The sequence below is a fragment of the Variovorax sp. LG9.2 genome, assembly GCF_035018885.1.
Taxonomy (GTDB): domain Bacteria; phylum Pseudomonadota; class Gammaproteobacteria; order Burkholderiales; family Burkholderiaceae_C; genus Variovorax.
Genome location: NZ_JASJXB010000004.1, coordinates 58,534 through 81,485, shown reverse-complemented (window position 1 = coordinate 81,485; position 22,952 = coordinate 58,534). Strand labels below are relative to the sequence as shown.

Below are 22,952 nucleotides of genomic sequence, written 5' to 3'. Positions count from 1 at the left end.
CACTTTCATAAGAATTTGAATCGAGAGAAAAAGCCAGGACCTGATATGAGCTCAACCACGCACGGCACCACGCCCTACTATTTCGTGCCCGGGCCTTCGGGCTATCCGGTCATGGCCTCACTCGGCCTGCTGTTCGTGATCTTCGGCGCGACGCAATGGATCAACAGCCATGAGTGGGGCGCTTACGTCCTCGCCATGGGCATGGTGATCTGGTTGGCCACGCTGTTCGTCTGGTTTCGCGAATCCATCGCGGAGAGCGAAAGCGGCCAGTACGGCCACAAGGTTGACTTGTCCTTCCGCTGGAGCATGAGCTGGTTCATTTTTTCGGAAGTGATGTTCTTCGGCGCTTTCTTTACGGCGCTGTGGTGGGCGCGCACGCACGCGCTTCCGGCGCTGGGCAGCTTGGACAATGCGCTGCTGTGGCCTGACTTCAAAGCGGTGTGGCCCAGCATGGCTGCGGGCGCAACCGGCGCTCCTGCCGATCTCGTCGAGCCTTTTCAGACTGTCGGGCCGTTCTGGCTGCCCACGATCAACACCGCGCTGCTGCTGACTTCCGGCGTGACCCTCACCATCGCCCACCATGCGTTGCGCGCCGGTCATCGCGCCCAATGCATCCGCTTCATGTGGGTAACGGTGCTGCTCGGGGTGCTGTTCCTGGGCGTGCAAGGCTACGAGTACCACCATCTGTATACCGAGCTGAACCTCAAGCTGAGTTCCGGCGCCTATGGCTCGACTTTCTTCATGTTGACCGGTTTTCACGGGCTGCATGTTTTCATCGGCATGTTGATGCTGCTGTTCATCACGCTGCGCCTTCGCTCAGGGCATTTCACGCCAGAGCGCCATTTCGGCTTCGAGGGCGCCGCTTGGTACTGGCATTTCGTGGACGTTGTCTGGCTGGGCCTCTACACGTTGGTCTATTGGCTTTGACGGGTAACGACGGCACAGCAAAAAAGCGCCGCAAGGCGCTTTTTTCATGGGCGTGGTGTATCAACAGCGGCGATGCTCGCCGGCAAGACCTACTTGCCGACCGGCAGTCCCCCTGGCTGGATGTACCCGAGTTTCCAGGCAATCAGAATGCACAGGAACAAAACCACCGAGAGGCCGATCCGAACAGTCAGGGCGCGCACCATGCCGCCCCCCTTGGCTCTGCCGTCGCGACCGTCCTTCAGCATGAAGAACAGCGCAAATCCCAAGCTCGCCAGGATGCCCACGAACGCCAAGGCGATGACATATTTCATGACTCACATTATCGGCCGACCAGCCCTTCTCCCGTGCTGAACGGCGATCCAGACCACGATGCCGATATGCGCGGGCAGACTAGCGGTCGCGCTGCCCCCACCCGCTCCAGCGAGGAGTGGAAAGGCGCACGGAGAGGCCGTTTCTGGGTCATCGCCATCGCAGCCATCCTGACCATTGCCGCGACGGCGTCGCTCGGGCGCTGGCAACTGTCGCGCGCAGCGCAAAAAGAAGCGATGCAGGCCGAAAGCGAGGCGCAGAGCCGGCGCCCAGAGCTCGATCAACAGACGTTTCTGTCGACCGACAAGGGTTCTGACGAGATGCTGCGGCCCGTGCGGTTGCGCGGCCTGTGGCTCGGAGCCCAAACCGTCTATCTCGACAACCGGCAGATGCACGGCGTGCCTGGCTTCTATGTGCTGACACCTTTTGCATTGGAGGGCAGCAATCAGACAGTCATGGTGCAGCGCGGCTGGATCCAGCGCAACTTCCAGAACCGTACGCAACTGCAGCCAGTGCAAACGCCTGCCGGCCTGGTGGAAGTGGTCGGGCGCATCGCGCCGCCGCCGTCGCATTTAATGGAACTTGGCAAGAGCGCTGTTGTGGTGCCACCTGATGCGGCCGCTTCGTCTGCTGCGGCCAGTTCAACCGCTTCCGGTACCGCATCGGCTGTCGCCTCCTCATCGGTTGCCACCGCTGCCATGGCAGCGCCCGAAGGGTCTTATGCGATCCGGCAGAATCTAGATCTTGAAGCGTTTCGCGTCGAAACCGGGTTGCCGCTCCGCACCGATCTCTCGCTGCAGCAGTCCGGGTCGGCTTCCGAAGGATTGCAGCGCGATTGGCCGGCGCCGGCGCTGGGAATCGAACGGCACTACGGCTACGCATTTCAGTGGTTCGCCCTTTCGGCCCTTGTCGCACTTCTCTATGTCTGGTTTCAACTCATCGCCCCCTGGCGCAAAACCAGTCGTGCACCGCATGGCTGACGAACCGTTGTCGCTCACCGTGCATTCGATGCCTTCGCCGCAGCAGCCGGAAGGCGACGGCGCGCGCCGCACGGTCAAGGGGCGCTGGAAGATGATCGCAGTCATGCTGTGCTGTGCCGCACCGATCGTTGCGTCTTACTTCACTTATTACGTGGTCCGGCCGGAAGGCCGTAGCGTTTACGGCGAACTGATCGATCCGCAGCAGCCGCTGCCTGCATTCAGTGCAACCGGGCGTGACGGTGCGCGCGTCGACCTGCAGACTCTCAAGGGGCAGTGGTTGCTCGTTGCCGTGGCTGATGCAGCGTGCAATTCTTTGTGCGAGCAGCAGCTCTACTTGCAACGCCAGATGCGCGAAGGCCTTGGTCGCGAAAAAGACCGCCTCGACCGGGTTTGGCTCGTGAGCGATACGGCGCCGATTCCAGAGCGTCTCGACAATGGACTCCGCGGCGCGACGGTTCTTCGCTTGCCCGCCGCCGAGCTGGCGCAATGGCTGGTACCGGGTGCCGGGCATGGCTTGAGCGAGCATCTTTACGTAGTCGATCCGATGGGCAACTGGATGATGCGTTTTCCGGCGAGCATGGATACGCAAGGCGCCACGCGTGCCAAGCGCGATCTCGATCGGTTGCTTCGCGCCTCTGCTTCCTGGGATGAACCCAACCGCTGACGTGATGACGTCGATGCCATGAACACCCAAGCGCTCTACGACCTCACACCGATCGTCTGGCTGATAGTGGCCGGCGCGCTGCTTGCGTTGGGTCCCTTGCTGTGGATTTGGCGTCGCAACGCCAGCGCGGGCGCAGCGCGGCGGTTGCACGCGCTCACCGTCCTCACGCTGTTTCTCACCTTCGATCTGACGCTGTTCGGCGCGTTCACCCGATTGACCGATTCCGGCCTGGGGTGCCCCGACTGGCCCGGTTGCTACGGCAATGCCAGCCCGGTCGGTGCGCGACATGACATCGCAGCAGCGCAGGCTGCGCAACCCACCGGACCGGTCACGCACGGCAAGGCGTGGGTCGAGATGATTCATCGCTACGGTGCCACAGGCGTGGGAGCGCTGATCGTCGCTTTGGCCTTGGCGACATTGGTGGCGCGCAGGCGCCAGCGTCTTTCGCTGCGTGTCACGCGGGCATCGGAGGCCACGATGCCGTTGCACGAAACTGCTCCGCTCAGCACCGTCTGGCCGGCGGTCACAGTGGTATGGGTCTGCATGCAGGGCGCGTTCGGGGCCCTGACGGTGACCTGGAAGCTCTACCCGGCCATCGTCACACTGCATTTGCTCGGGGCCATCGGGTTGCTTGCCATGTTGTGCGTGCAGGCTGTGCGCTACCAGCAAATAGCTTCCGGGCGCACGCCGACAGCCCTTGGTCGAGCGCTCCGCATCGGGTTGATTGCGACGACCGCCCTGCTGGTGCTGCAGATTGCGCTCGGCGGCTGGGTTAGCACCAACTACGCAGTGGTTGCCTGTCTGCAGTTCCCTACCTGCCAAGACAGTTGGTGGCCCGCGATGAATTTCGCGCAGGGCTTTGAAATCTGGCGTCACCTCGGCATGACATCGGACGGGGTGCCGATCGAATTCGCCGCGCTCACGGCCATTCACTACGTGCACCGCCTGATGGCTTACGTGGTCTTCGGTGCGATCGGCATTCTGGCGTGGCGCCTGAATCGCATCCCCGCGCTGCGGCCACAAGGCCGTTGGCTGGCGGGGCTCGCGCTGCTGCAGTTGGCGACCGGGCTTGGCAATGTGCTGCTGGGCTGGCCATTGGCAGCCGCCGTGCTGCACACCGGCGGTGCGGCCGCGCTGGCAGTCGTCCTGACATGGACATTGTGTGAAAGCAAGCCCGAAACGGCTGCCGCGCCTGCGCGTTCCGATGCGGACCTGCACCCCCAGCCGCGGGTATCGAACAACGGCCCAGACTGGGAGGCTGCATGAGCACCCCATTACCCCTGGAGCAGACCAGCACTGCCAACGTGTTCCGCCAGTTTTACGCGCTGACCAAGCCGCGGGTGGTGCAACTCATCGTTTTCTGCGCGCTGATCGGCATGGTGCTGGCGGTTCCCGGTGTGCCGGGCTGGGGCGATCTGCAGCGCGGCGTGCTGGCGTGTGTCGGCATCTGGCTGGTGGCCGGTGCGGCCGCGGCCTTCAACTGTCTGGTTGAAAAGGGCATCGATGCCAAGATGAAACGCACCGCATGGCGCCCGACGGCTCGCGGTCAGCTCAGCGACCGGCAGGCGCTGATCTTTTCGGCGGTGTTGTGTGCAGCGGGCTCTGCAGTACTGTGGTTTGCCATCAATCCGCTGACCATGTGGCTGACCTTCGCCACCTTCGTCGGCTATGCCGTGATCTACACGCTCATCCTAAAACCGCTGACGCCTCAAAACATCGTGATCGGTGGTGCTTCGGGTGCGATGCCGCCGGTGCTGGGCTGGGCTGCGATGACCGGCGAAGTCAGCGCCGATGCACTCATTCTTTTTCTGATCATTTTCTTGTGGACGCCGCCCCACTTCTGGGCGCTCGCGCTCTACCGCGTCGAGGACTATCGCAAGGCCGGTTTGCCGATGCTGCCCGTGACGCACGGCAACGAGTTCACGCGGCTGCAGGTCCTGCTCTATACCTGCGTGTTGTTCGCCGCCTGTCTCATGCCGTTCATCTACGGCATGAGCGGCTGGCTTTATCTTGCGGTGGCCATTGCGGTCAGCATCGGTTTCACTGGCTATGCCTTCGCGCTGTGGCGCAACTATTCAGATGCGTTGGCGCGCAAGACATTTCGCTTTTCGTTGATCCACTTGAGCGTGCTGTTTGCGGCGCTGCTGGTCGATCACTACCTGATTTAAACGGACCCTTTTCATGAACAAGCGCAATGCGCTCAAAACGATCGCACTGGCCGCGGCGTGGACCGGTGCGACGATGGCTGCAAGCGTTGGCATTTCAGGTTGCACCGAGGAAGCCAAGCAGACGTTCAATGCGGTCGACATGACAGGCGCTGACTATGCCAAGGACTTTTCGCTGACCGACGCGGATGGCAAGGTGCGCACGCTGGCCGACTTCAAGGGCAAGGTTGTCGTGCTGTTCTTCGGCTATGCGCAGTGCCCCGACGTCTGCCCGACGACCATGACCGAAATGGCACAGGTGAAGCAAGCGCTCGGTGCCGATGCCGACAAGTTGCAAGTGGTCTTCATCACGGTCGATCCGGCGCGTGACACGCCGACCGTTATGAAGGCGTACATGGGCGCGTTTGACCCCAGCTTCGTCGCGCTGATTCCTACTCCCGAGCAGCTCGCCGTGACGGCAAAAGACTTCAAGGCTTATTACAAGAAGGTCGACGGAACCACGCCGACCAGCTATTCGATGGACCACTCGGCTGCGAGCTACCTGTACGACCCGCAGGGCCGGCTGCGCCTCTATGCGCGCTACGGCTCGGGTGTTCCGGCGATGGTGGCCGACGTGAAGGCTTTGCTGAAATCGTCTTGAGCCTGTCGGGGTTCCCGCATGGCACCGCCCCCCCGATTGAAAGCCAAAAAAAAGCCCGACACCGTCGGGCTTTTTGCTTTGCGAGGGCAAGAAGATCAGGCGTAAGCCACCAACGACTTCTTCATCTTTTTCATCGCAGCCACTTCGATCTGGCGAATGCGCTCGGCGCTGACACCGTACACCGCAGCCAAGTCATGCAGCGTCATGCCGCCAGAACCGTCGTCGTTGACCTTGAGCCAGCGCTCCTCCACGATACGTCGGCTGCGTTCGTCCAGCGCTTCGAGCGCGGTCGAGATGCCGTCGCTCGACAGCCGGTCGCGAGCCCGCGATTCGAGCTGCGCCGTCGGTTCCTGTGTCGCGTCGGCCAAATAGGCGATCGGGCCGAACTGGTCTTCGCCGTCGTCCGACGGACTCGGGTCGAGCAACACGTCGCCGCCCGAGAGACGCATTTCCATCTCGAGCACTTCTTCGCGCTTGACGTTCAGCTTCTCGGCCATTTGCGTGACCTGGTTTTCAGTCAGCGTCGCGCGATGTGTGTCGCCATTGGCGGCTGCATCGTTGGCCTTGTAGGCCTGCTTCATCGAGCGCAAGTTGAAGAACAGCTTTCGCTGGGCCTTGGTCGTCGCGACCTTGACCATGCGCCAGTTCTTCAGGATGTACTCGTGAATCTCGGCCTTGATCCAGTGCATGGCATAGCTCACCAGCCGCACACCTTGGTCAGGGTCGAAGCGCTTCACCGCTTTCATCAAGCCGACGTTCCCTTCCTGGATCAGGTCGCCGTGAGGCAAACCGTAGCCGAGGTATTGGCGGGAAATAGACACGACCAAGCGCAGATGCGAAAGAATCAAGGCACCGGCCGCCTCGAGGTCGTTGTTGTCGCGCAGCTTGCGCGCGAATCCCTGCTCTTCCTCGAGTGTGAGCAGCGGCAGCCGGTTGGCTGTAGAAATGTAGGCGTCCAGGTTACCCAGCGGGGGCACCATCGACCATGGGTTGGCGACGGCGAGCTGGTTTGCTGCAGAGGCTCCAGACAGTGTTGTCATTTGGGGAAACTCCTTCGTTAAAACCATATTAGCACTCGGTTAGAGCGAGTGCTAACGTAAGGGTTCCCACTAGTTTCTACCTCGCTTATGGCGTCTGGCTGTCGGGTAACAGGCCGTCTTGGCCGTGGGCCAGGGCACGGACGCATTCCTTGGCCATCAGTTTTTGGGGCTCCCGTCGTTCAACCGAACCGACGACCGATTTATTTCACGTTCGAGTCAAATGGTTGAGCAGCGTCCGGTAAAAACGCCGTCCTCGTCGAATTTGCACTTTTGTACTAAGGTCGGCAGCGTCACATTAGCCCTGCCAGCCAACGCGCTGAGCATGCTCAACAACCAACGAGGGCGAAACGATGGCCAAGGTGATCCTGATCACGAGCGACGGACGTGCGAAACAAATCGAGCTGGAATCGCCGCAGATCACGGTCGGCCGGTCGGACCAAAGCGACATCGTGCTGCAGGGCACTCAGGTCAGCCGTGCGCATGCGCTGCTGTCCTCTGATCACGGAGTTTTCTCTGTCCGCGACCTGGAAAGCAGTAATGGCACGTTCGTCAACGGGCTCAAGGTGCAGCGCCAAAAGTTACGCCATCAGGATGTGATCCGCATCGGCGACTACGAACTGCGATTTCTCGAACGCGACGTGACCGCCTTCAGTGGCCAGGTTTTGTCGCTCACTACCGACTGAGACAGCTGACTCAGCGGCTGCTATCCGAGCAAAGCCTGCGCGAATTCGCGGGCGTCGAACGTTTCCAGGTCTTCCAGCTTTTCGCCAACGCCGATGAAATAGACCGGAATCGGCCGCTCCCGCGCAATGGCACACAGCACGCCGCCTTTGGCCGTGCCATCGAGCTTGGTCACGATCAAGCCCGTCAAACCGAGTATTTCGTCGAAAGCCCTCACCTGCGCCAGAGCGTTCTGGCCCGTGTTGCCGTCGATCACCAGCAAGACCTCGTGCGGTGCCGTCGCATCGGCTTTGCTCACGACGCGTTTGATCTTTTTTAACTCGTCCATCAGGTGCAGTTGGGTCGGCAACCGGCCTGCGGTATCGACCAGCACCACGTCCTTGCCCCGCGCCTTGCCCGCCTTGACGGCATCGAAGCTCACGGCGGACGGATCGCCGCCCGCGTTGCTGACGATCTCGACCGTGTTGCGATCGGCCCACACCAGCAATTGTTCGCGCGCCGCGGCCCGAAAGGTATCCGCCGCAGCCAGCAAGACGGACGCGCCTTCGTTGGCAAGGTGCTTGGTCAGCTTGCCGATCGACGTCGTCTTGCCGGCGCCATTGACGCCCGCCACCATGATCACCGTGGGTGTGTGCTGCCCGATGACCAACGGCTTTTCGAGTGGCTTCAGCAGGTCGGCGATAGCGTCGGCCAGCAGCACTTTGACTTGCGCTGCATTGCTTGGCATGGAGCTTCTCACCCGGCGGCGCAAGTCTTCCAGAAGATATTCTGTGGCTTTGACGCCGGTGTCGGCCATCAGGAGTGCCGACTCCAGTTCCTCGTACAAGGCGTCGTCGATCTGCGCATTGACGAAGGTCGCGGCAATGCTGGTGCCCGTCTTGCGGAGGCCGGACTTGAGCTTGTCCATCCAGCCGGCGCGGGAGGCGGGAGTGGCGGGGGGCGCTACCGTTGCCGCTAAAGCGGAGACGGGCGTTGGCGCTACCACCGGCTGAGGCGCAGGAGCGACCACCGGTGGTGTCGTGGGCACCGCAACCGGCGGCGGCGCCACCGGAACTTCTACCGCCGTCTCGCCCTTGAACCATGTCGAGGGCGCAAAAACCGAGCGCGCCGGCGCTGCTTGAGCAGGCGATTCGGCAGGCTTTTCCAGCGCGGGAGGGGCAATGGGTGCCGCAGGACTTTCGACCGCAGGCTTTTTCTTGAAGAAACTGAACATTCGGGAGGTTTTTACAATCCGACCCATTCTATGAAACACCCCTCGCCACGCCGTGCTGCGTCCGGTGCGGTGCTGACGATGGCGCTCATGGCGCTGTGGACGGCACCTGCACAGGCTCAAACCCAGCCCTCACCCTCTGTTCCCACCGCGACCGCCACCCCCGCATCAACGTCGACGCAGCCTCAGCAATTCACCCTCTCCAACGGCATGACGCTGATCGTGCAGCCCGACCGGCGCGCGCCGACGGCGGTACAGATGGTCTGGGTGCGGGTCGGGTCGATCGACGAAGTCGACGGCACTTCGGGCGTGGCCCATGCGCTTGAACACATGATGTTCAAGGGCACCAAGACACTCAAGCCCGGCGAATTTTCGCGCCGCGTGGCAGCCCTCGGTGGCCGCGAAAACGCCTTCACCACGCGCGATTACACCGGCTACTACCAGCAGATCCCTGAAGGCAAGCTCGAAGACGTGATGAAGATCGAGTCCGACCGCTTCGCCAACAGCCAGTGGGTCGACGACGAGTTCAAGCGCGAGATCGAAGTGGTGAAAGAGGAGCGGCGGCTTCGCACCGACGACCAGCCGCGTGCCTTGCTCGGCGAACAACAAAACGCCGCCATCTGGACCGCGTCGCCGTACCACCGCCCGATTGTCGGCTGGATGAGCGATCTCGAAGCGATGACGCCCGATGACGTGCGCAATTTTCATCAGCGTTGGTACGTGCCCGCTAACGCGGCCATCGTGATCGCCGGCGATGTCGACGTGGCGCGCGTGCGTGCACTGGCCGAAAAATACTACGGCAGCATCCCGGCGCGTGCGTTGCCGGTGCGCAAGCCGCGCACCGAGCCGGAACAGAAGGGCGTTCGCCGCGTCGAGTTCAAGGCACCCGCCGAGCAGTCGTACGTGTCGCTCGCGTTTCGTTCGCCACAAATCACCAGCCTGGACGCCGAAAGCGACGTGTGGGCGCTGGTCGTGCTGTCGGCCGTGCTCGACGGCTACTCCGGCTCGCGTCTCGACCGCGCGCTCACGCAAGGCCCCGACCGCGTAGCGGACTCGGCCGGCGCATCGGCCGGCTTTGTCGGTCGCGGTCCGCAGGTCTTCATGCTCGACGGTGTTCCGGCAGCCGGCAAGACACCCGAGCAGGTCGAGGCTGCATTGCGCGCCGAAATTGCGCGCGTGGCACGCGATGGCGTGGGCGCCGCCGAGCTGGCGCGCGTCAAGACGCAATGGGTCGCCAGCGAAACCTACAAGCTCGATTCGGTGATGGCGCAAGCGCGTGAGTTGGGCAGCAACTGGGTCGAGGGACTGCCGCTCGATGCCAGCGAAAAGATCATCGCGCGGCTGCAGGCGATCGCGCCGGCGCAAGTGCAGGCGGTCGCCGCCAAATACTTCGGTGACGATCAACTTACAGTCGCCACATTGCGGCCGCTGCCGGTCGACAAGAACCGGCGCCCGCGTGCGCCCGCCGTGCCTGCGGGCGAACTGCGCTGAAAGAAATGCAATCCATGTTGACCTTCAAGAAGATCGCGGCTGTGGCCGCCATGACCGCATTGACCGCCGCTGCGACGCTTTCCGTTTCGAGTGCACAGGCCGCCATTCCGATCCAGCACTGGACTTTGCCAAACGGCGCCAAGGTGTACCTCGGCGCCGTCAGCACCTTGCCCATCGTCGATGTGCAGCTCGACTTCGATGCAGGCAGCCGCCGCGACCCGGATGCGCAAGCGGGCCTGGCCGGCGTTACTGCAGACATGGTCGAAAAGGGCATTCGTGCCGTGGACGGTGCACCTGCCATGGACCAGAACGCGCTGGGCGAAGCCTGGGCCGATCTGGGCGCCGAGTTCAACGTCGGCGCCGGCGGCGAGCGCACGAGCTTCGCGCTGCGCAGCCTCTCCGATCCCAAGTTGCTCGACAAGGCCGTTGCGCTGGCGGCACGCGTCATCGGCGAGCCGGCGTTCCCCGACGACGTCTGGCAGCGGGAGCGAGAGCGCCTCAGCGCGGCCATCAAGGAGGCGAACACCAAGCCCGGCGTTGTCGCGGCACGCAACTTCTCGCATGCGGTGTATGGGTCCAATCCGTTGGGCCAGGAGACCGACGAGACCACGCTGGCGCGCATCGACGTGGCGACCATGCGCGCGCGATACGCGGCGCTCATGCAGCCGTGCCGCGCCAAGCTGAGCATCGTCGGCGCAGTGACGCGAGCGCAGGCGGACGCCATTGCGACCGCATTGCTGGCTCGCTTGCCGCAAACGGCGACGTGCGCCGCACTGCCGATCATTCCGCAAGTCGCTGCGCTCACGGCACCGAAAGTGGAGCGCATCCCGTTCGAGTCCGCGCAGGCGCAGGTCGTTATTGGCCAGCCGGGCTACCGGCGCGACGATCCCGATCACTTCGCGTTGAACCTAGGCAACTACGTGCTGGGCGGCGGCGGCTTCGTCTCGCGTTTGACGGAGCAGGTGCGCGAGAAGCGTGGCCTGACTTACAGCATCTACAGCGGCTTTGCGCCAGGGCTCGAGGCCGGCGCTTTTCGCATCGGCTTCCAGACGCGGCCCGACCAAGCAGACGAAGCTGTGAAGGTGTCCCGCGAGGTACTGGCGAGGTTCGTCGCCGACGGTCCGACAGACGCCGAACTCAAGGCCGCCAAGGACAACGTGATCGGCGGTTTCCCCTTGCTGCTCGACAGCAACAAGAAACTGCTCGGCAACATCGCCAACATTGCCTGGTACGACCTGCCTTTCGACTACCTCGACACCTGGACCGCGCGCATGAACGCGATCACTGCGGCCGACATCAAGGCCGCGTTTGCCCGCAAATTGCAGCCAGAGCGCATGGTCACGGTTATCGTCGGCGCCAAGCCATGAAAAAACCAGACAAGACCAAAGCACGCGTTCAGCCGACTGGCCGCGCCGACAAACGACCGCATGAGGTCCGCATCATCGGCGGCCAGTGGAAGCGCACGCGCCTCGCCGTCGCCGACAAACCGGGGCTGCGTCCGACGCCCGACCGGGTTCGCGAGACGTTGTTCAACTGGCTCGCCAGCCTTGCGGGCGCTTCATCCGGCGCTACCGGCGGCGCTCTGCCCGGCTGGCACTGCATCGATGCGTTTGCCGGCACCGGAGCGCTTGGGCTCGAAGCGGCGTCGCGCGGTGCCGTCAGCGTGCTGCTGGTCGATCAGGAATCCGCGCTCGTCGACCAGTTGCTCAAGCTTAAGACCAAGCTTGCGGCCGAGGCGGTGCGCATCGAGCGCGGCAACGGCGTCACGGCACTCGAGCGCACGACGGCCAACTCAATGCACGCGGTGTTTCTCGACCCGCCTTTCGAAATCCCGGCGCTGTATGAGCCGGCGTTGCGTGCCGCGGCGCGCGCGGTACACGACGATGGCGCGGTCTATCTCGAAGCCGCGCGTCTCTGGAACGACGAAGAGCTGGCGCCGCTCGGTCTTCATGTCTACCGCCACCTGAAGGCCGGCGCGGTGCACGCCCATCTGCTGCGAAAGGGCCCGGCCAGCGCTGCATAATCCGCCGACCCGGCCGCAAAGGCCGAAGGAGTGGAGCCCATGACCAGCAACGTGATCGCGGTTTACCCCGGCACCTTCGACCCCATCACTCTCGGCCACGAAGACGTGGTTCGACGTGCCACCCAGCTTTTTTCGAAGGTGATCGTCGCGGTTGCTGCCGGCCATCACAAAAAGGCGCTGTTCTCGCTGCAAGAGCGCATCCAGATGGCGCAACAGGCCGTCGAGCCCTACAGCGACCAGGTGACCGTGGAAAGTTTTTCGGGCCTGTTGCGCGACTTCGTGGTGGCGCGCGGCGGCAAGGCAATGGTGCGCGGCCTGCGCGCCGTCACCGACTTCGACTACGAGTTCCAGCTCGCAGGCATGAACCGCTCCCTCATGCCCAACGTCGAGACCGTGTTCCTCACGCCGAGTGACAAATACCAGTTCATCTCCAGCACCTTCGTGCGCGAGATCGCGATGCTCGGCGGTGAAGTCGACAAGTTCGTTTCGCCCAGCGTGCAGACCGAACTCATCGCCAAAGTCCGCAGCCTGGGCCGCGAATAGATGGGGGCGTCGGCCGAGCCACCCCGCCTGCACGCGCTCGGCGATGCAGCCTTGCTCTGCGAGTTACCCGCGCCGGCCACGCTGGCGCAGCAACAGAAAATCTGGGCGCTCGCCAGCGAAGCATCGCGCTGGCGCGGTGTGCATGAAGTGCTGCCGGGCATGAACAATCTGACCCTGCTGTTCGACCCACTCGAGATCGAGGCTTCCGAGCTCGAGATACAGGTCTTCGCTGCGTGGCCGCAACTCACCGCCACGGCCATCGAAGGCCGGCAGATCGAGATTCCGGTGCGCTATGGCGGCGAAGACGGTCCCGACCTGGCCGACGTCGCAGCTCACACGGGCCTCACGCCGGCCGAGGTGGTGCAGCGCCATGCGGCTGCCGACTACATCGTTTACTTCCTCGGGTTTTTGCCCGGCTTCGCTTTCATGGGCGGCCTGCCGGCATCGCTTGCAACGCCGCGTCGCGCAGAGCCGCGGACCGCGGTGCCGGCACGCTCGGTCGGCATCGGCGGCGAGCAGACCGGCATCTATCCGCTGGTGTCGCCCGGCGGTTGGCAGCTGATCGGCCGCACGTCGATCGAGCTGTTCGACCCGAAGAACGAACCGCCGACCTTGCTGCGTCCCGGTGATCGCGTGCGCTTCGTCGCCGAAAGCGTGCAACCATGATTGTCGTCGTGCGGCCCGGCATGCTGTCGTCGGTTCAAGATCTGGGGCGCTACGGCCATCGACAGTTCGGTATTTGCCCTGGGGGCGCACTCGATGCGCTGGCGCTCACACTGGCGAATCGGCTGGTCGGCAACGACGACAACGCGGCCGGCCTCGAACTGACGATGGGCCGGTGCGAATTCCGCTTCGAAGCCGCGACACGCATCGCACTGGCGGGTGACGATTTCGGTGCGACGCTCGATGGCGTTCCGCTCTGGCCGAACTGGAGCGTGCCGGTGTCCGCCGGGCAGACCTTGGTGCTCGCCGGCGCCAACGCCAAGAGCGCCAAGCAGGGCCTGCGCAGCTGGCTCGCAGTGGCCGGCGGCATCGACGTGGTGCAGATACTCGGCTCGCGCAGCACCGATCTCAAGGCCGGGTTCGGTGGTCATCAGGGCCGCGCATTGAAGAAGGGCGACCGCTTGCCGATCGGCGTTTCGACGTTGACCCCGGCGTTGTTGAGGCGTCGCGCTTTTGGGTTGCGCGCGCCGGGCTGGGGTATCGACGGCCATCACGTGAGCGCCAATGCGCCGATCCCGTTGCGCGTGATGCCCGGCCCCGAGTTCGATCAGTTCACCGTCGCTTCGCGAGAGTTGCTATGGAGCGCGACATGGCGCGTGACGCCGCAGAGCAACCGCATGGGCAGCCGGCTCGATGGACCCGAACTCAGGCGCAAGCGCAACGTCGACATGCTGTCGGCAGGCGTGATTCCGGGGACTATTCAGGTGCCCCCGTCGGGCAAGCCGATCATCCTGATGGGCGATGCGCAAACCACTGGCGGCTATCCGTGCGTCGGCGTGGTGATTCGCGCGGACCTGTGGAAGCTGGCGCAGGCGCCGCTCAACGGCCAACTGCAGATGGTGCGAGTCGATGCCACCGAAGCGCTGGCGGCGTGGGATGGACAGCAACGTTATCTGGCGCAGGTCGATCAAGGCCTCGCTTCTGCAGGCTGGCCGGTGTCGTCCCAGAATGCGGTGGTCGAACCATTGCCCCGAGAGGTGATCGAAGGAACAAGCCATGCAGATTGATTTGAACGCCGACCTTGGCGAAGGCGCCGGCAGCGATGAAGCGCTTCTCGCGCTGGTGAGTTCGGCCAACATCGCATGCGGCTGGCATGCTGGCGACGCAAAGACCATGCAGCAATGCGTGCGCTGGGCCATCCGGCACAGCGTCGCGATCGGCGCGCATCCGAGCTTCCCCGATCGAGAGAACTTCGGCCGCAGCACCATGCACTTGCCGCCAGACGAGATCACCGCTGGCGTGCTGTATCAGATCGGCGCGCTGGCTGCGATCGTCAAGGCCGAGGGCGGCACGCTGGCCCACGTCAAGCCGCACGGCCAGCTCTACAACCAGGCGGCGAAAGAGCCCGAACTCGCCGCCGCCATTTGCGAGGCGGTGCGCCGCTTCGATCCTTCGCTCAAGTTCTTCGGGCTGGCGGGCAGCGGGATGATCGATGCGGCGCGAAAGGCCGGCCTGACGCCGGTCGAAGAAGTCTTTGCCGACCGCGGCTACCAGCCCGATGGCAGCTTGGTGCCGCGCAGCCAGCCCGGCGCGCTCATCGAAGATGAAGCACAGTCGTTGGCGCAGACCCTGTCGCTGGTGCGCGACCACCAGGTGACGGCCATCGACGGCAGCATCGTCGCGGTCAATGCGCAGACCGTGTGCCTGCACGGCGATGGCGCGCATGCGCTGGCGTTTGCCAAACGCATCCGCGAGCGGCTGCTCGAAGAAGGCATTGCCGTGCACGCCTGATGGCGTGTTCAGGCTGCGCTGACGCGTTCGAGCCAGTCGACCAGGGCGGCGTTGACCAGCGCCGGCTTTTCCATCGTCAGCATGTGGCCGCATTGCGGCACCCAAACCACCTCTGCTTGCGGCACCAACGCGGCGATTTCGCGTGAGCAGGCAGGCGGCGTCAAGGTGTCGCTGTCACCGCACATCACCAGCACCGGGCAGCGCAACGAAGGAAGGTGCGTGCGCGCATCGGGCCGCTGCATCACGGCGCGGTTCTGGCGGATGAGTTGCACGGCGCCCGCGTCCAGCACGATTTGCAGGTACCGCTGCGTGAGTTCGCGGTCGGTCGCCTGTGCCCGATGAAAAGCGAACACGATGTTCGGCTCGATCACGTCGCGCACGTCGCCGCGCTCGAACAGTTCGATGGCCGCTTCGCGCAATGCATAGGTTTCAGCGCCTTCAGGTTGTGCGTTGGTGCCGAGCAATGCCAGCCCGACGACGCGCTCGGGCGCTTGTCGCGCGGCTTCCATGGCGATCATTCCGCCCATCGAGGCACCGCACAAAATGAGCAGGCCGGCGTTCTCGCGGAGCACTGCGGCGGCCATCGAGGGGATGGTGCCGTATCGCGTCGCTGCATCGCTGACCTTTGTTTCGAGCGCCGCCGGCAACGCGGGAAGTTGATCGCGCCACAAGCGCGCATCGCAGGCAAGACCGGGAAGAAGAACAAGGCGAACGGGGCGAGTGAGCGAGGTCATCAGACGATTTTCGGTGAAGCGGCGGCGTGCCATTGGCGGTCGATAGAGCATGCCGATGAAAGTCGTCGAAGTCCTCGGAGAGGCGCAACACGGTCGTCGCAGTTGCAAGGGAAAATAGACCTTCATGCCAACGCCCATCACCGCATCTCCTTCCGCCACCGAAATCATCCTCATCCGCCACGGCGAGACCGACTGGAATCGCGAGTTGCGATTCCAGGGTCATATCGACGTGCCGTTGAACGACATGGGGCACGAGCAGGCGCGTCGTCTCGGCCTGCGACTGGCAGGCGAGACGGTGCAGCATCTGCTCAGCAGCGACCTCATGCGAGCGCAGCAAACGGCTGCGCCGGCCGCTCAGCAACTTAGCCTGTCCGTCGTGACGCGTGTCTCGCTGCGGGAGCAGAACTTCGGCCTTGTCGAGGGCATGCGTGCCGATGAAATTCAGAACCTGCATCCGCGTGCATGGGAGCAGTGGCTGGAGTTTCGCGAGGACCACGCGATGCCCGAAGGCGAGAATGCGCGCGATTTTCATGCGCGCATCATGGGCGCGCTCGGTGACATCGCGGCGCTCCATGCGGGCCAGCGCGTGCTGGTCGTGACGCACGGCGGCGTGCTCGACATGGTGTGGCGCACCGCCAATGGCCTGGGCCTGGGCGGACCGCGTCGCAGCGACATTCCGAATGCCGGGTTCAATCGTGTTCGCATCGCCGATGCGGCGGTGCCGACAAGCATCGAGATTCTCGACTGGGCCGACACGCGTCACCTCGACGATCTGCCGGCGCAGCCGACATACGACCAGACGCGGCACCTGCCCAAGCGCTAGCAGCACCAGGACTCGCTAGCTGTCCGGTGCAGTGACCATCGTGTCCAGGCCGAGGCGCACGTACACCGCCGCTGTCTGCCGGCGCAACCGGAGCGATTCGGGTTGTCCATTGAGCTGCTGTTGCAGCACGCCTTGCGCACCTGTCAGCGTGGCCTCGGTGCCGCAACACACCAGTGCGTCGAGATAAACCTGTTCGAACAGATCGCGCTGCGCATGGCTGCCGCCGATCTCGATCAGTCGCGGCAAAGCCTGGCCGAGTGCTTCGATGGCCGTCACGAAGTCGCCGCGTGCGTGCGCCATCAAGCCCATGGCGGCCGGCACGCACACGCGTTGCCAGGCTGAGCGCGTCGACGCCGGCGCGTGCGGTGCAAAGGCTTCGATGTTGCGCAGCAGCGTGTCGGCTTCGGGGCGATCGGCGCGTGCCAGGCCGTAAAGGTATTGCAGGTCCAGAAACGGCAGCACGTGGTCGTCGAGCCGGCGCGGCAGGTAGCCGGCCACATCGTTCCACCGATGGCCGACGTCGATGCCCGCGAGTTCGAAGCGGGCCAGCAGGGACACCGCACCGATCTGGTCCTGCGAGTAGTCCTTGGCTACGCCCCACACTTGCCGGTCGTAGATATCCAGTGCCTCGGCATCACGGCCGAGATCGATGAGGAACAGCGCCACGTGCCACCAGTTGTGCGTCACCATGAACGAGTTGAGACCAGTCCAGGTGTCGCTCACGTCCTGCATGAACGCCAGCCCTTCGGTGAGCCGGCCCTCGGTCAGCATGACGTGCCCCAGCGCGTGATGTGCCCATGGCTCCTTGCGGCACATGGCGATGGCTCGGCGGGCACTCGCCTCGGCCTCCCGCATCAGGTGGCACTGCTCGTAGCCGAAAGCGGCCATGCCGTGCATGTACGGAATATCGGCCGCAACGGGCAGGGCAGCCAGTGCCAGCCGCAGCATGCCGGGGCCGTCGCCGGTGTTGAAGCAGTGGTATTGGCCGAGCTTGAGCGACACGAGGTCGCGTGGATGCTCGCGCGCCTGCTCGGTGTGCAGCGCGATGGCGCGTGCGATGTCGCCGGCAGCCCATGCTTCGACGGCTGCGATGTAGCGGCGCTCGCGCGGTGTGGCGCGTGCATTGTCGATCGCACCCGCCTTCGCCCGGTCGAGGTACGGCGTCGCGTTGGCGACCGCATCGCGCGACTCCGCGAACAGATGCAGCGTCGCCGCATACGCCTGCACGATCGGGCTCAGGTCGGCGTTGGCGACGGCCAGCAAGTTGACGGCCCGGCCTTCGGTCGAGATGAAGCCCATGACGAAGTCGTCGACCGAGGCCCGGCTGGCCTCGTCGTCGAGGGTCAACGGGTTGCCGAGACTGTCTGTCGTGAGCATGTGCGTGCGAGTCGCGGAATCGACCGGGTTCTCAGTTTTTAGGCGGTTGCGGCCATGCGCGTTGCGGCTCGCGAATCAGCTCGAAAGCGCGCGACACCTTGAGTACGCCCAGGTCGTCGAAGCGTTGTCCGGCGATCTGCAGCCCGATGGGCAAACCCGCCGCGCTGTAGCCGCAGTTGATCGATGACGCCGGCTGCTCCGACATGTTGTACGGCACCGTGAAGCCGATGTGCTCCAGCGGCCGCAACGGATCGTTGGTCGGCGATGCATGGTCGGCAGGGGCCGGCATGTTGGGCGAAACGGGCGAGATCACGTAGTCGTACTTCGCACAGGCATCGACCGTTGCCACGCGGGTCGCATGGAACTGACTGAGGGCACGGAACACATGTTCGCCGCTGAACCCGGCGGCGCTCTCGGCCCACTGGAGAATGTACGGCAGCACCTTGGCGTGTCGCTCAGGCGGCAGCGTCTTCATGTCCACAAGCGAGCGCATGCGCCACAGGTGATCCATACCGTCGAGCATGGCCTGCGACATGAAGGGCTGCATCGGCTCGACGATGGCGCCGGCTTGTTCGAAGAGACGTGCTGCATTTTCGATGGCCGCCTTGATCTCGGGCTCGACCGCCAGGCCGCAGCCGGCATCGAGCAGCAGGCCGATGCGCAGTCCCTTCAAGTAGTCGACAGCGACTTCGCTGGAAGACCATGCAATGTCTTGCGCCGGCAAGCTCATGCTGTCGCGTGCATCGGGCAGTGCCAGCACTTCCATCATCAACGCCGCATCGCCCACGGTGCGCGTCATGGGACCGGCCGAGCGACCCATGTACGGCGGGTCGATCGGAATACGGCCCAGACTCGGCTTGAGCGTGAAGATGCCGCACCAGCCGGCCGGCAGGCGCAACGATCCGCCGATGTCGGTGCCAACGTGAAGCGGTCCGTAGCCAGCGGCTGCGGCAGCACCTGCGCCGGCGCTTGAGCCGCCCGGCGTCTTGCTCAAGTCCCATGGGTTGCGCGCCAGCGTATGAAAGCTCGACAGGCCCGACGACAACATGCCGTAGTCGGGCATCGTCGTTTTCGAGACGATGACTGCGCCGCTTTCTTTCAGGCGGGCCGAGGGAGGCGCGTCTGCGGGGGCGGGGCGCAGCTCGACAGCCGCCGTGCCGGCCGGCAGCGGATCACCGCGCGTCGCGATGTTTTCCTTGATCGTGGTCGGCACACCGTCGAGCGGGCCGAGCGGTGAACCGTTGCGCCAGCGCGTTTCCGATGCACGCGCCTGCTCGAGCGCGGACTCGGGACGCAGCAGGTACGTCGCCTGCAGGTGCGGCTCCCAACGCTCGACGTGCGCGAGCACCGCCTGCGTCACCTCGACCGGCGAAAGCGCGCGATCGCGATAGGCGTCGACCAGCTCGCGCGCAGTCAGTTCGTTGAGTGCCTGGCTCACGACCAGCTCAGTGCCGACAGATCGTTGACGGAAATCGGCATTTCTTTCCACAGTCCCTTCACGCCCTTCTTGGCGATGGTGGGGAACTGCGGCTGGTACATGAAGCCGTTGGCGGCATCGGTCGCCAGCATCTTTTGCGCTTCGCCCAGAAGCTTGAGGCGCTCGGCCGCGTTGCCGGTGCTCTTGATCTTGTCGAACAGCGTGTCGAAAGCCTTCGACTGGTAGCCCCAGTAATAGTCCGGCTTGGCGTAGTTGCCGATGTCGAACGGTTCGACGTGCGAAATGATCGACAGGTCGTAGTTGTGCGGGCCGCCGTAGGTGTTGCTGAGCCACTGCGCCCACTCGACGTTCTGCACCTTGACGACGATACCGATCTTGGCGAGCTGAGCCACGACCACTTCTCCGCCCTGCCGCGCATAGGGCGGTGGCGGCAAGGTCATCGTCAGTTCGAGCGGCGTCTTGACGCCGGCTTCGGCCAGCAGTTTCTTGGCCTTTTCGATGTCGAACGGGTTGATGCCAGTGGTGTCGATGTAGCCCGCCGCGCCCGGCACGTAGTGGCTTCCGATCGGCACGCCAAAGCCATCGGCGGCGCCTTCGATAAAGGCTTTGCGGTCGAGCGCAGCCAGGATGGCGCGGCGCACGCGCACGTCGTCCAGCGGCTTCTTCTTGTTGTTGATGGCGACGATGGTCTTGGCGCGCGAGCCGCCGAGGATCACCTGGAATTGCGGGTTGCTCTTGAACTGCGGAACGATGCGTGTGCCGGCGCGCGGGAAAGCATCGACGTCGCCGGCCAGCAGCGACGCCGCCTGCGCGGCGGTGTCGGCGATGAAGCGGAACGTGACCTTGTTGATCTTGGCGTTGCCGGGACTGCGAAAGCCTTCCCACTTGGTCAGAACGAGCGACGAGCCCTTGGCCCAGCTCTCCAGTTTGTAGGGGCCGGTGCCGATCGGTTTGGTCGCGTTGGTGTCGGCGCTCTTGGGCTCGACGATCACGGCCGTCGCTTGCCCCAGCACGAAGGGCAGGTCGGGATCGATCTCCTTGTTGATCACGACCACGGTGGCGTCGTCGATCACTTGCGTGCTCAGGTTGGCGAACGTCCGCTTGTCCTTGTTGGTGCTCTTCTCACCGCCGGCGCGGTCGAAGGCGAACTTGACTGTCGTCGCGTTGAACGGTTCGCCGTTCTGGAATTTGACGCCGCGGCGCAACTTGAAGGTGTACGTCTTCAGGTCGGGCGAAACCTCCCAGCTTTCGGCCAGCATCGGCGTCACGCTGCCGTCGGCGTTGATCTTGGTCAGCGTTTCGAGCACGTTGTATTGAACGATCTCGGCAATGGCTGCGGCGGCGCCTACGGTCGGATCGAGCCCCGGCGGTTCGAGCGCCATGCCGATCACAATCGAATCCTTGCGGCCTTGCGACAAGGCAAGCGTTGGCAAGGTCGAGGCCAGTGCGGCCGCGGCAGATGAGGTGAGGACGGTGCGTCTGTTCAGCATGGTCGGGGCTCCAGAAGGACTGATGAAATCAAGGAAAAACAAAGTTACATCATGCGCGATCAGCCTGTGGGCCGGCAAGCATTTGCTTATGCGGGCATCACCGGTTCCGCCCGGGGGACGGCCGCCAGCAACGCCTGCGTGTAGGGGTGTTGCGCGTGCGCGAACAGCTGCTGCGGCGCACCGCGTTCCACGATGACGCCACGGTGCAGCACGCACACGTCGTCGCACAGATGGTTGACGACTGCGAGGTCGTGGCTGATGAGGAGATAGCTGATGCCGAACTGCTGCTGCAGGTCGTTCATCAAGTTGAGCACTTGGGCCTGCACCGACACGTCTAGTGCACTCACCGGTTCGTCGGCCACGATGAGTTTGGGTCGCGTGATGAGCGCACGGGCGATCGCGATGCGTTGCCGTTGGCCGCCCGAAAATTCGTGCGGATACTTGTTCATGTCGGTCGAGCGCAGACCCACCGCGGCAAGCGATTCACTAGCGCGTTCACGCTGCTCGGCGCGCGTCGTTTCGGCCAGCGCCTCAAGCGGCTCGGCAACGATGCGCGCGACCGTTTGACGTGGGTCGAGCGAGCCGTACGGGTCTTGAAACACCATCTGGATGTCGCGTCGCGCAGTCCGCAAATCGGCACGCGGCAAGGTGTGCAAATCGCGACCCAGCAATTCGACACGGCCAGAAGTCGGCTTGTCGAGCGCCATCACCAATCGCGCGATGGTCGACTTGCCAGAGCCCGACTCGCCGACGATGCCGAGGCTGCGGCCTTGTTCGATCGAGAAGCTCACGCCATTGAGCGCCTTCACCAGTTTGGGCGCAGCGAACAACGACTCACGCGGCATGGCGTAGTGGCGCACCAGGTCGGTGACTTCGAGCAGCTTGGGTGCGATGGAACTGGTTGCAGAGGTGCTCACGGATGCGCTCACGACACTGCCTCCAAAGCCATCGGGCTTGAAGGTGGCAGGGGCGTGAGATCGCCGAGTCGTATGCAACGCACTACGTCGCCACTCGGCAATGCGACAGGCGGTGGTCGCGTCGAAACGCAGGCATCGATGGTGTATGCACAGCGCCCCGCGAAGGGGCAGCCTGGCGGCATGTCGACCAGCTCGGGCACGCTGCCTTTGATAGTCGCCAGCCGCACGCCGCGCGGTGCGCCGAGGGCAGGCCGTGCTGCGAACAGACCTTGTGTGTACGGATGCGCACGTTCAGCGAAGACGACCGAAGTCGCACCGCTTTCGACGATGCTGCCGCCGTACATGACCATCATCTTCGAGACGCTCTGCGCGATGACGCCAAGGTCGTGCGAGATCAAGATCAGCGCCATGCCGCGTTCCGCGACCAGGCTCTGGATCAGGTCGAGGATCTGCTTTTGAATGGTGACGTCGAGCGCGGTGGTCGGCTCATCGGCGATCAGCAGATCGGGACCGCAGGCCAGCGCCATCGCAATGCCGATGCGCTGCCGTTGTCCGCCGGAGAACTGGTGCGGATAGGCGTCGAGCCGTGACGCTGCATCGGGGATGCCGACGCGGTCGAGCAGTGCCAGCACTTCCTTGCGTGCCGCTGCACCCGACAACCGGCGATGCAATCGCAACGGCTCGCCCACTTGCCGCGCGATGGTGTGCACCGGGTTCAGTGCCGTCATCGGCTCCTGAAAAATCATGCCGATGCGGTTGCCGCGAATCTCGCACATGGCAGCCTCGTCGAGCCCGACGAGTTCGGTGCCGTCGAAGCGAATGCTGCCGGTGACCTTCGCGGTCGAGGGCAGCAAGCCCATTAACGACTGCACGGAAATCGACTTGCCGCAGCCCGATTCGCCGACGATGCCCATCGTCTCGCCGCGCTCCAGTGCAAAGCCGATGCCGCGCACTGCTTCGGCCGGGCCGCGTTGCGTTTGCAGTTGAATGTGGAGATCGTTGACTTCGAGCAGTGCCATGGGATTTTTCAGCGGGGCTTCATCGGG

24 protein-coding genes are annotated in these 22,952 nt (G+C 64.0%); 15 read left to right on the top strand and 9 right to left on the bottom strand.

Annotated features, from left to right (window positions below; genetic code table 11):
• Positions 1-45: 45 nt before the first annotated feature.
• A complete protein-coding gene (locus QN413_RS05560; protein ID WP_323495638.1) occupies positions 46-927 on the top strand; it encodes a cytochrome c oxidase subunit 3 in 882 nt (293 codons plus the stop codon).
• 89 nt (positions 928-1,016) lie between these two features.
• Here QN413_RS05560 and QN413_RS05555 read toward each other — a convergent pair whose 3' ends face one another.
• Entirely contained in the window at positions 1,017-1,238 is a 222-nt protein-coding gene (locus QN413_RS05555) for a twin transmembrane helix small protein (RefSeq protein ID WP_323495637.1), read from the bottom strand.
• Positions 1,239-1,304: 66 nt separating this feature from the next.
• Here QN413_RS05555 and QN413_RS05550 point away from each other — a divergent pair, with 66 nt between their 5' ends.
• From QN413_RS05550 to QN413_RS05530, 5 genes are read left to right on the top strand one after another with little or no spacing between them, the layout of a single operon-like run.
• Positions 1,305-2,216, top strand: a complete 912-nt coding sequence (locus QN413_RS05550) for an SURF1 family protein (protein WP_416352142.1) — start codon at positions 1,305-1,307, stop codon at positions 2,214-2,216.
• Positions 2,209-2,880 carry an SCO family protein gene (locus tag QN413_RS05545; protein ID WP_187053002.1) on the top strand — a complete coding sequence of 224 codons (672 nt, stop codon included), beginning with the start codon at positions 2,209-2,211 and terminating at the stop codon, positions 2,878-2,880. Before QN413_RS05550 ends, QN413_RS05545 begins: the two co-directional genes overlap by 8 nt.
• 18 nt (positions 2,881-2,898) lie before the next feature.
• On the top strand, positions 2,899-4,146 hold the full coding sequence (locus tag QN413_RS05540) for a COX15/CtaA family protein (RefSeq protein ID WP_323495636.1): 1,248 nt from the start codon (positions 2,899-2,901) through the stop codon (positions 4,144-4,146).
• Positions 4,143-5,048, top strand: coding sequence for a heme o synthase (gene cyoE / locus QN413_RS05535; RefSeq protein ID WP_323495635.1), 906 nt, complete (start codon positions 4,143-4,145; stop codon positions 5,046-5,048). Before QN413_RS05540 ends, cyoE begins: the two co-directional genes overlap by 4 nt.
• Positions 5,049-5,061: 13 nt before the next feature.
• The gene (locus tag QN413_RS05530; RefSeq protein ID WP_323495634.1) at positions 5,062-5,685 is read left to right on the top strand and encodes an SCO family protein; all 624 of its coding nucleotides are present in this window, start codon (positions 5,062-5,064) and stop codon (positions 5,683-5,685) included.
• 95 nt (positions 5,686-5,780) lie between these two features.
• Here QN413_RS05530 and rpoH read toward each other — a convergent pair whose 3' ends face one another.
• Positions 5,781-6,725 carry an RNA polymerase sigma factor RpoH gene (rpoH, locus tag QN413_RS05525; protein WP_323495633.1) on the bottom strand — a complete coding sequence of 315 codons (945 nt, stop codon included), beginning with the start codon at positions 6,723-6,725 and terminating at the stop codon, positions 5,781-5,783.
• A 350-nt stretch (positions 6,726-7,075) separates the two neighbouring features.
• Between rpoH and QN413_RS05520 the strand changes: the two genes are divergently transcribed.
• Complete coding sequence (locus tag QN413_RS05520) at positions 7,076-7,408, top strand: FHA domain-containing protein (protein ID WP_323495632.1); 333 nt, start codon at positions 7,076-7,078, stop codon at positions 7,406-7,408.
• A 20-nt stretch (positions 7,409-7,428) separates the two neighbouring features.
• On the opposite strand, the gene ftsY is transcribed toward QN413_RS05520, so the two are convergent.
• Positions 7,429-8,619, bottom strand: a complete 1,191-nt coding sequence (gene ftsY / locus QN413_RS05515; RefSeq protein WP_323495631.1) for a signal recognition particle-docking protein FtsY — start codon at positions 8,617-8,619, stop codon at positions 7,429-7,431.
• A 30-nt stretch (positions 8,620-8,649) separates the two neighbouring features.
• Between ftsY and QN413_RS05510 the strand changes: the two genes are divergently transcribed.
• From QN413_RS05510 to pxpA, 7 genes are read left to right on the top strand one after another with little or no spacing between them, the layout of a single operon-like run.
• A complete protein-coding gene (locus QN413_RS05510) occupies positions 8,650-10,107 on the top strand; it encodes a pitrilysin family protein (RefSeq protein ID WP_323495630.1) in 1,458 nt (485 codons plus the stop codon).
• Between the two features lie 14 nt (positions 10,108-10,121).
• Positions 10,122-11,474 (top strand): pitrilysin family protein, encoded by a 1,353-nt coding sequence (locus QN413_RS05505; RefSeq protein ID WP_323495629.1) that lies wholly within the window; start codon positions 10,122-10,124, stop codon positions 11,472-11,474.
• Positions 11,471-12,130 carry an RsmD family RNA methyltransferase gene (locus tag QN413_RS05500; RefSeq protein ID WP_323495628.1) on the top strand — a complete coding sequence of 220 codons (660 nt, stop codon included), beginning with the start codon at positions 11,471-11,473 and terminating at the stop codon, positions 12,128-12,130. Before QN413_RS05505 ends, QN413_RS05500 begins: the two co-directional genes overlap by 4 nt.
• A gap of 39 nt (positions 12,131-12,169) precedes the next feature.
• Entirely contained in the window at positions 12,170-12,673 is a 504-nt protein-coding gene (gene coaD / locus QN413_RS05495; protein ID WP_187052993.1) for a pantetheine-phosphate adenylyltransferase, read from the top strand.
• A complete protein-coding gene (gene pxpB, locus QN413_RS05490) occupies positions 12,674-13,339 on the top strand; it encodes a 5-oxoprolinase subunit PxpB (protein ID WP_323495627.1) in 666 nt (221 codons plus the stop codon).
• Positions 13,336-14,403, top strand: coding sequence for a biotin-dependent carboxyltransferase family protein (locus QN413_RS05485; protein ID WP_323495626.1), 1,068 nt, complete (start codon positions 13,336-13,338; stop codon positions 14,401-14,403). Before pxpB ends, QN413_RS05485 begins: the two co-directional genes overlap by 4 nt.
• A complete protein-coding gene (gene pxpA / locus QN413_RS05480; RefSeq protein WP_323495625.1) occupies positions 14,393-15,127 on the top strand; it encodes a 5-oxoprolinase subunit PxpA in 735 nt (244 codons plus the stop codon). Before QN413_RS05485 ends, pxpA begins: the two co-directional genes overlap by 11 nt.
• A gap of 8 nt (positions 15,128-15,135) precedes the next feature.
• Here the strand turns inward: pxpA and QN413_RS05475 are convergent, their stop codons facing one another.
• Entirely contained in the window at positions 15,136-15,861 is a 726-nt protein-coding gene (locus QN413_RS05475; RefSeq protein ID WP_323495624.1) for an alpha/beta fold hydrolase, read from the bottom strand.
• Positions 15,862-15,985: 124 nt separating this feature from the next.
• Between QN413_RS05475 and QN413_RS05470 the strand changes: the two genes are divergently transcribed.
• Positions 15,986-16,684 carry a histidine phosphatase family protein gene (locus QN413_RS05470; RefSeq protein WP_323495623.1) on the top strand — a complete coding sequence of 233 codons (699 nt, stop codon included), beginning with the start codon at positions 15,986-15,988 and terminating at the stop codon, positions 16,682-16,684.
• A 15-nt stretch (positions 16,685-16,699) separates the two neighbouring features.
• Here QN413_RS05470 and QN413_RS05465 read toward each other — a convergent pair whose 3' ends face one another.
• The 5 genes from QN413_RS05465 to QN413_RS05445 all read right to left on the bottom strand — a co-directional run bounded on the left by QN413_RS05465 (position 16,700) and on the right by QN413_RS05445 (position 22,925).
• Positions 16,700-18,061 (bottom strand): tetratricopeptide repeat protein, encoded by a 1,362-nt coding sequence (locus tag QN413_RS05465; protein ID WP_323495622.1) that lies wholly within the window; start codon positions 18,059-18,061, stop codon positions 16,700-16,702.
• Positions 18,062-18,092: 31 nt separating this feature from the next.
• Positions 18,093-19,499, bottom strand: coding sequence for an amidase (locus QN413_RS05460; protein WP_323495621.1), 1,407 nt, complete (start codon positions 19,497-19,499; stop codon positions 18,093-18,095).
• Positions 19,496-20,989: an ABC transporter substrate-binding protein gene (locus tag QN413_RS05455; RefSeq protein WP_323495620.1), complete on the bottom strand. Its 1,494-nt coding sequence runs from the start codon at positions 20,987-20,989 to the stop codon at positions 19,496-19,498. The genes QN413_RS05460 and QN413_RS05455 overlap by 4 nt, the downstream gene beginning before the upstream one ends.
• A gap of 86 nt (positions 20,990-21,075) precedes the next feature.
• A complete protein-coding gene (locus QN413_RS05450; RefSeq protein ID WP_323495814.1) occupies positions 21,076-21,834 on the bottom strand; it encodes an ATP-binding cassette domain-containing protein in 759 nt (252 codons plus the stop codon).
• A gap of 80 nt (positions 21,835-21,914) precedes the next feature.
• Positions 21,915-22,925, bottom strand: a complete 1,011-nt coding sequence (locus tag QN413_RS05445; RefSeq protein WP_323495619.1) for an ABC transporter ATP-binding protein — start codon at positions 22,923-22,925, stop codon at positions 21,915-21,917.
• Between the last annotated feature and the right edge of the window lie 27 nt (positions 22,926-22,952).

Bases quoted from the DNA above. Each gene is read 5' to 3' on its own strand.
- QN413_RS05560 (WP_323495638.1), top strand. From the start codon at position 46: ATGAGCTCAACCACGCACGGCACCACGCCCTACTATTTCGTGCCCGGG.
- QN413_RS05555 (WP_323495637.1), bottom strand. From the start codon at position 1,238: ATGAAATATGTCATCGCCTTGGCGTTCGTGGGCATCCTGGCGAGCTTG.
- QN413_RS05550 (WP_416352142.1), top strand. From the start codon at position 1,305: ATGCGCGGGCAGACTAGCGGTCGCGCTGCCCCCACCCGCTCCAGCGAG.
- QN413_RS05545 (WP_187053002.1), top strand. From the start codon at position 2,209: ATGGCTGACGAACCGTTGTCGCTCACCGTGCATTCGATGCCTTCGCCG.
- QN413_RS05540 (WP_323495636.1), top strand. From the start codon at position 2,899: ATGAACACCCAAGCGCTCTACGACCTCACACCGATCGTCTGGCTGATA.
- cyoE (WP_323495635.1), top strand. From the start codon at position 4,143: ATGAGCACCCCATTACCCCTGGAGCAGACCAGCACTGCCAACGTGTTC.
- QN413_RS05530 (WP_323495634.1), top strand. From the start codon at position 5,062: ATGAACAAGCGCAATGCGCTCAAAACGATCGCACTGGCCGCGGCGTGG.
- rpoH (WP_323495633.1), bottom strand. From the start codon at position 6,725: ATGACAACACTGTCTGGAGCCTCTGCAGCAAACCAGCTCGCCGTCGCC.
- QN413_RS05520 (WP_323495632.1), top strand. From the start codon at position 7,076: ATGGCCAAGGTGATCCTGATCACGAGCGACGGACGTGCGAAACAAATC.
- ftsY (WP_323495631.1), bottom strand. From the start codon at position 8,619: ATGTTCAGTTTCTTCAAGAAAAAGCCTGCGGTCGAAAGTCCTGCGGCA.
- QN413_RS05510 (WP_323495630.1), top strand. From the start codon at position 8,650: ATGAAACACCCCTCGCCACGCCGTGCTGCGTCCGGTGCGGTGCTGACG.
- QN413_RS05505 (WP_323495629.1), top strand. From the start codon at position 10,122: ATGTTGACCTTCAAGAAGATCGCGGCTGTGGCCGCCATGACCGCATTG.
- QN413_RS05500 (WP_323495628.1), top strand. From the start codon at position 11,471: ATGAAAAAACCAGACAAGACCAAAGCACGCGTTCAGCCGACTGGCCGC.
- coaD (WP_187052993.1), top strand. From the start codon at position 12,170: ATGACCAGCAACGTGATCGCGGTTTACCCCGGCACCTTCGACCCCATC.
- pxpB (WP_323495627.1), top strand. From the start codon at position 12,674: ATGGGGGCGTCGGCCGAGCCACCCCGCCTGCACGCGCTCGGCGATGCA.
- QN413_RS05485 (WP_323495626.1), top strand. From the start codon at position 13,336: ATGATTGTCGTCGTGCGGCCCGGCATGCTGTCGTCGGTTCAAGATCTG.
- pxpA (WP_323495625.1), top strand. From the start codon at position 14,393: ATGCAGATTGATTTGAACGCCGACCTTGGCGAAGGCGCCGGCAGCGAT.
- QN413_RS05475 (WP_323495624.1), bottom strand. From the start codon at position 15,861: ATGACCTCGCTCACTCGCCCCGTTCGCCTTGTTCTTCTTCCCGGTCTT.
- QN413_RS05470 (WP_323495623.1), top strand. From the start codon at position 15,986: ATGCCAACGCCCATCACCGCATCTCCTTCCGCCACCGAAATCATCCTC.
- QN413_RS05465 (WP_323495622.1), bottom strand. From the start codon at position 18,061: ATGCTCACGACAGACAGTCTCGGCAACCCGTTGACCCTCGACGACGAG.
- QN413_RS05455 (WP_323495620.1), bottom strand. From the start codon at position 20,989: ATGCTGAACAGACGCACCGTCCTCACCTCATCTGCCGCGGCCGCACTG.
- QN413_RS05450 (WP_323495814.1), bottom strand. From the start codon at position 21,834: ATGCCGCGTGAGTCGTTGTTCGCTGCGCCCAAACTGGTGAAGGCGCTC.
- QN413_RS05445 (WP_323495619.1), bottom strand. From the start codon at position 22,925: ATGGCACTGCTCGAAGTCAACGATCTCCACATTCAACTGCAAACGCAA.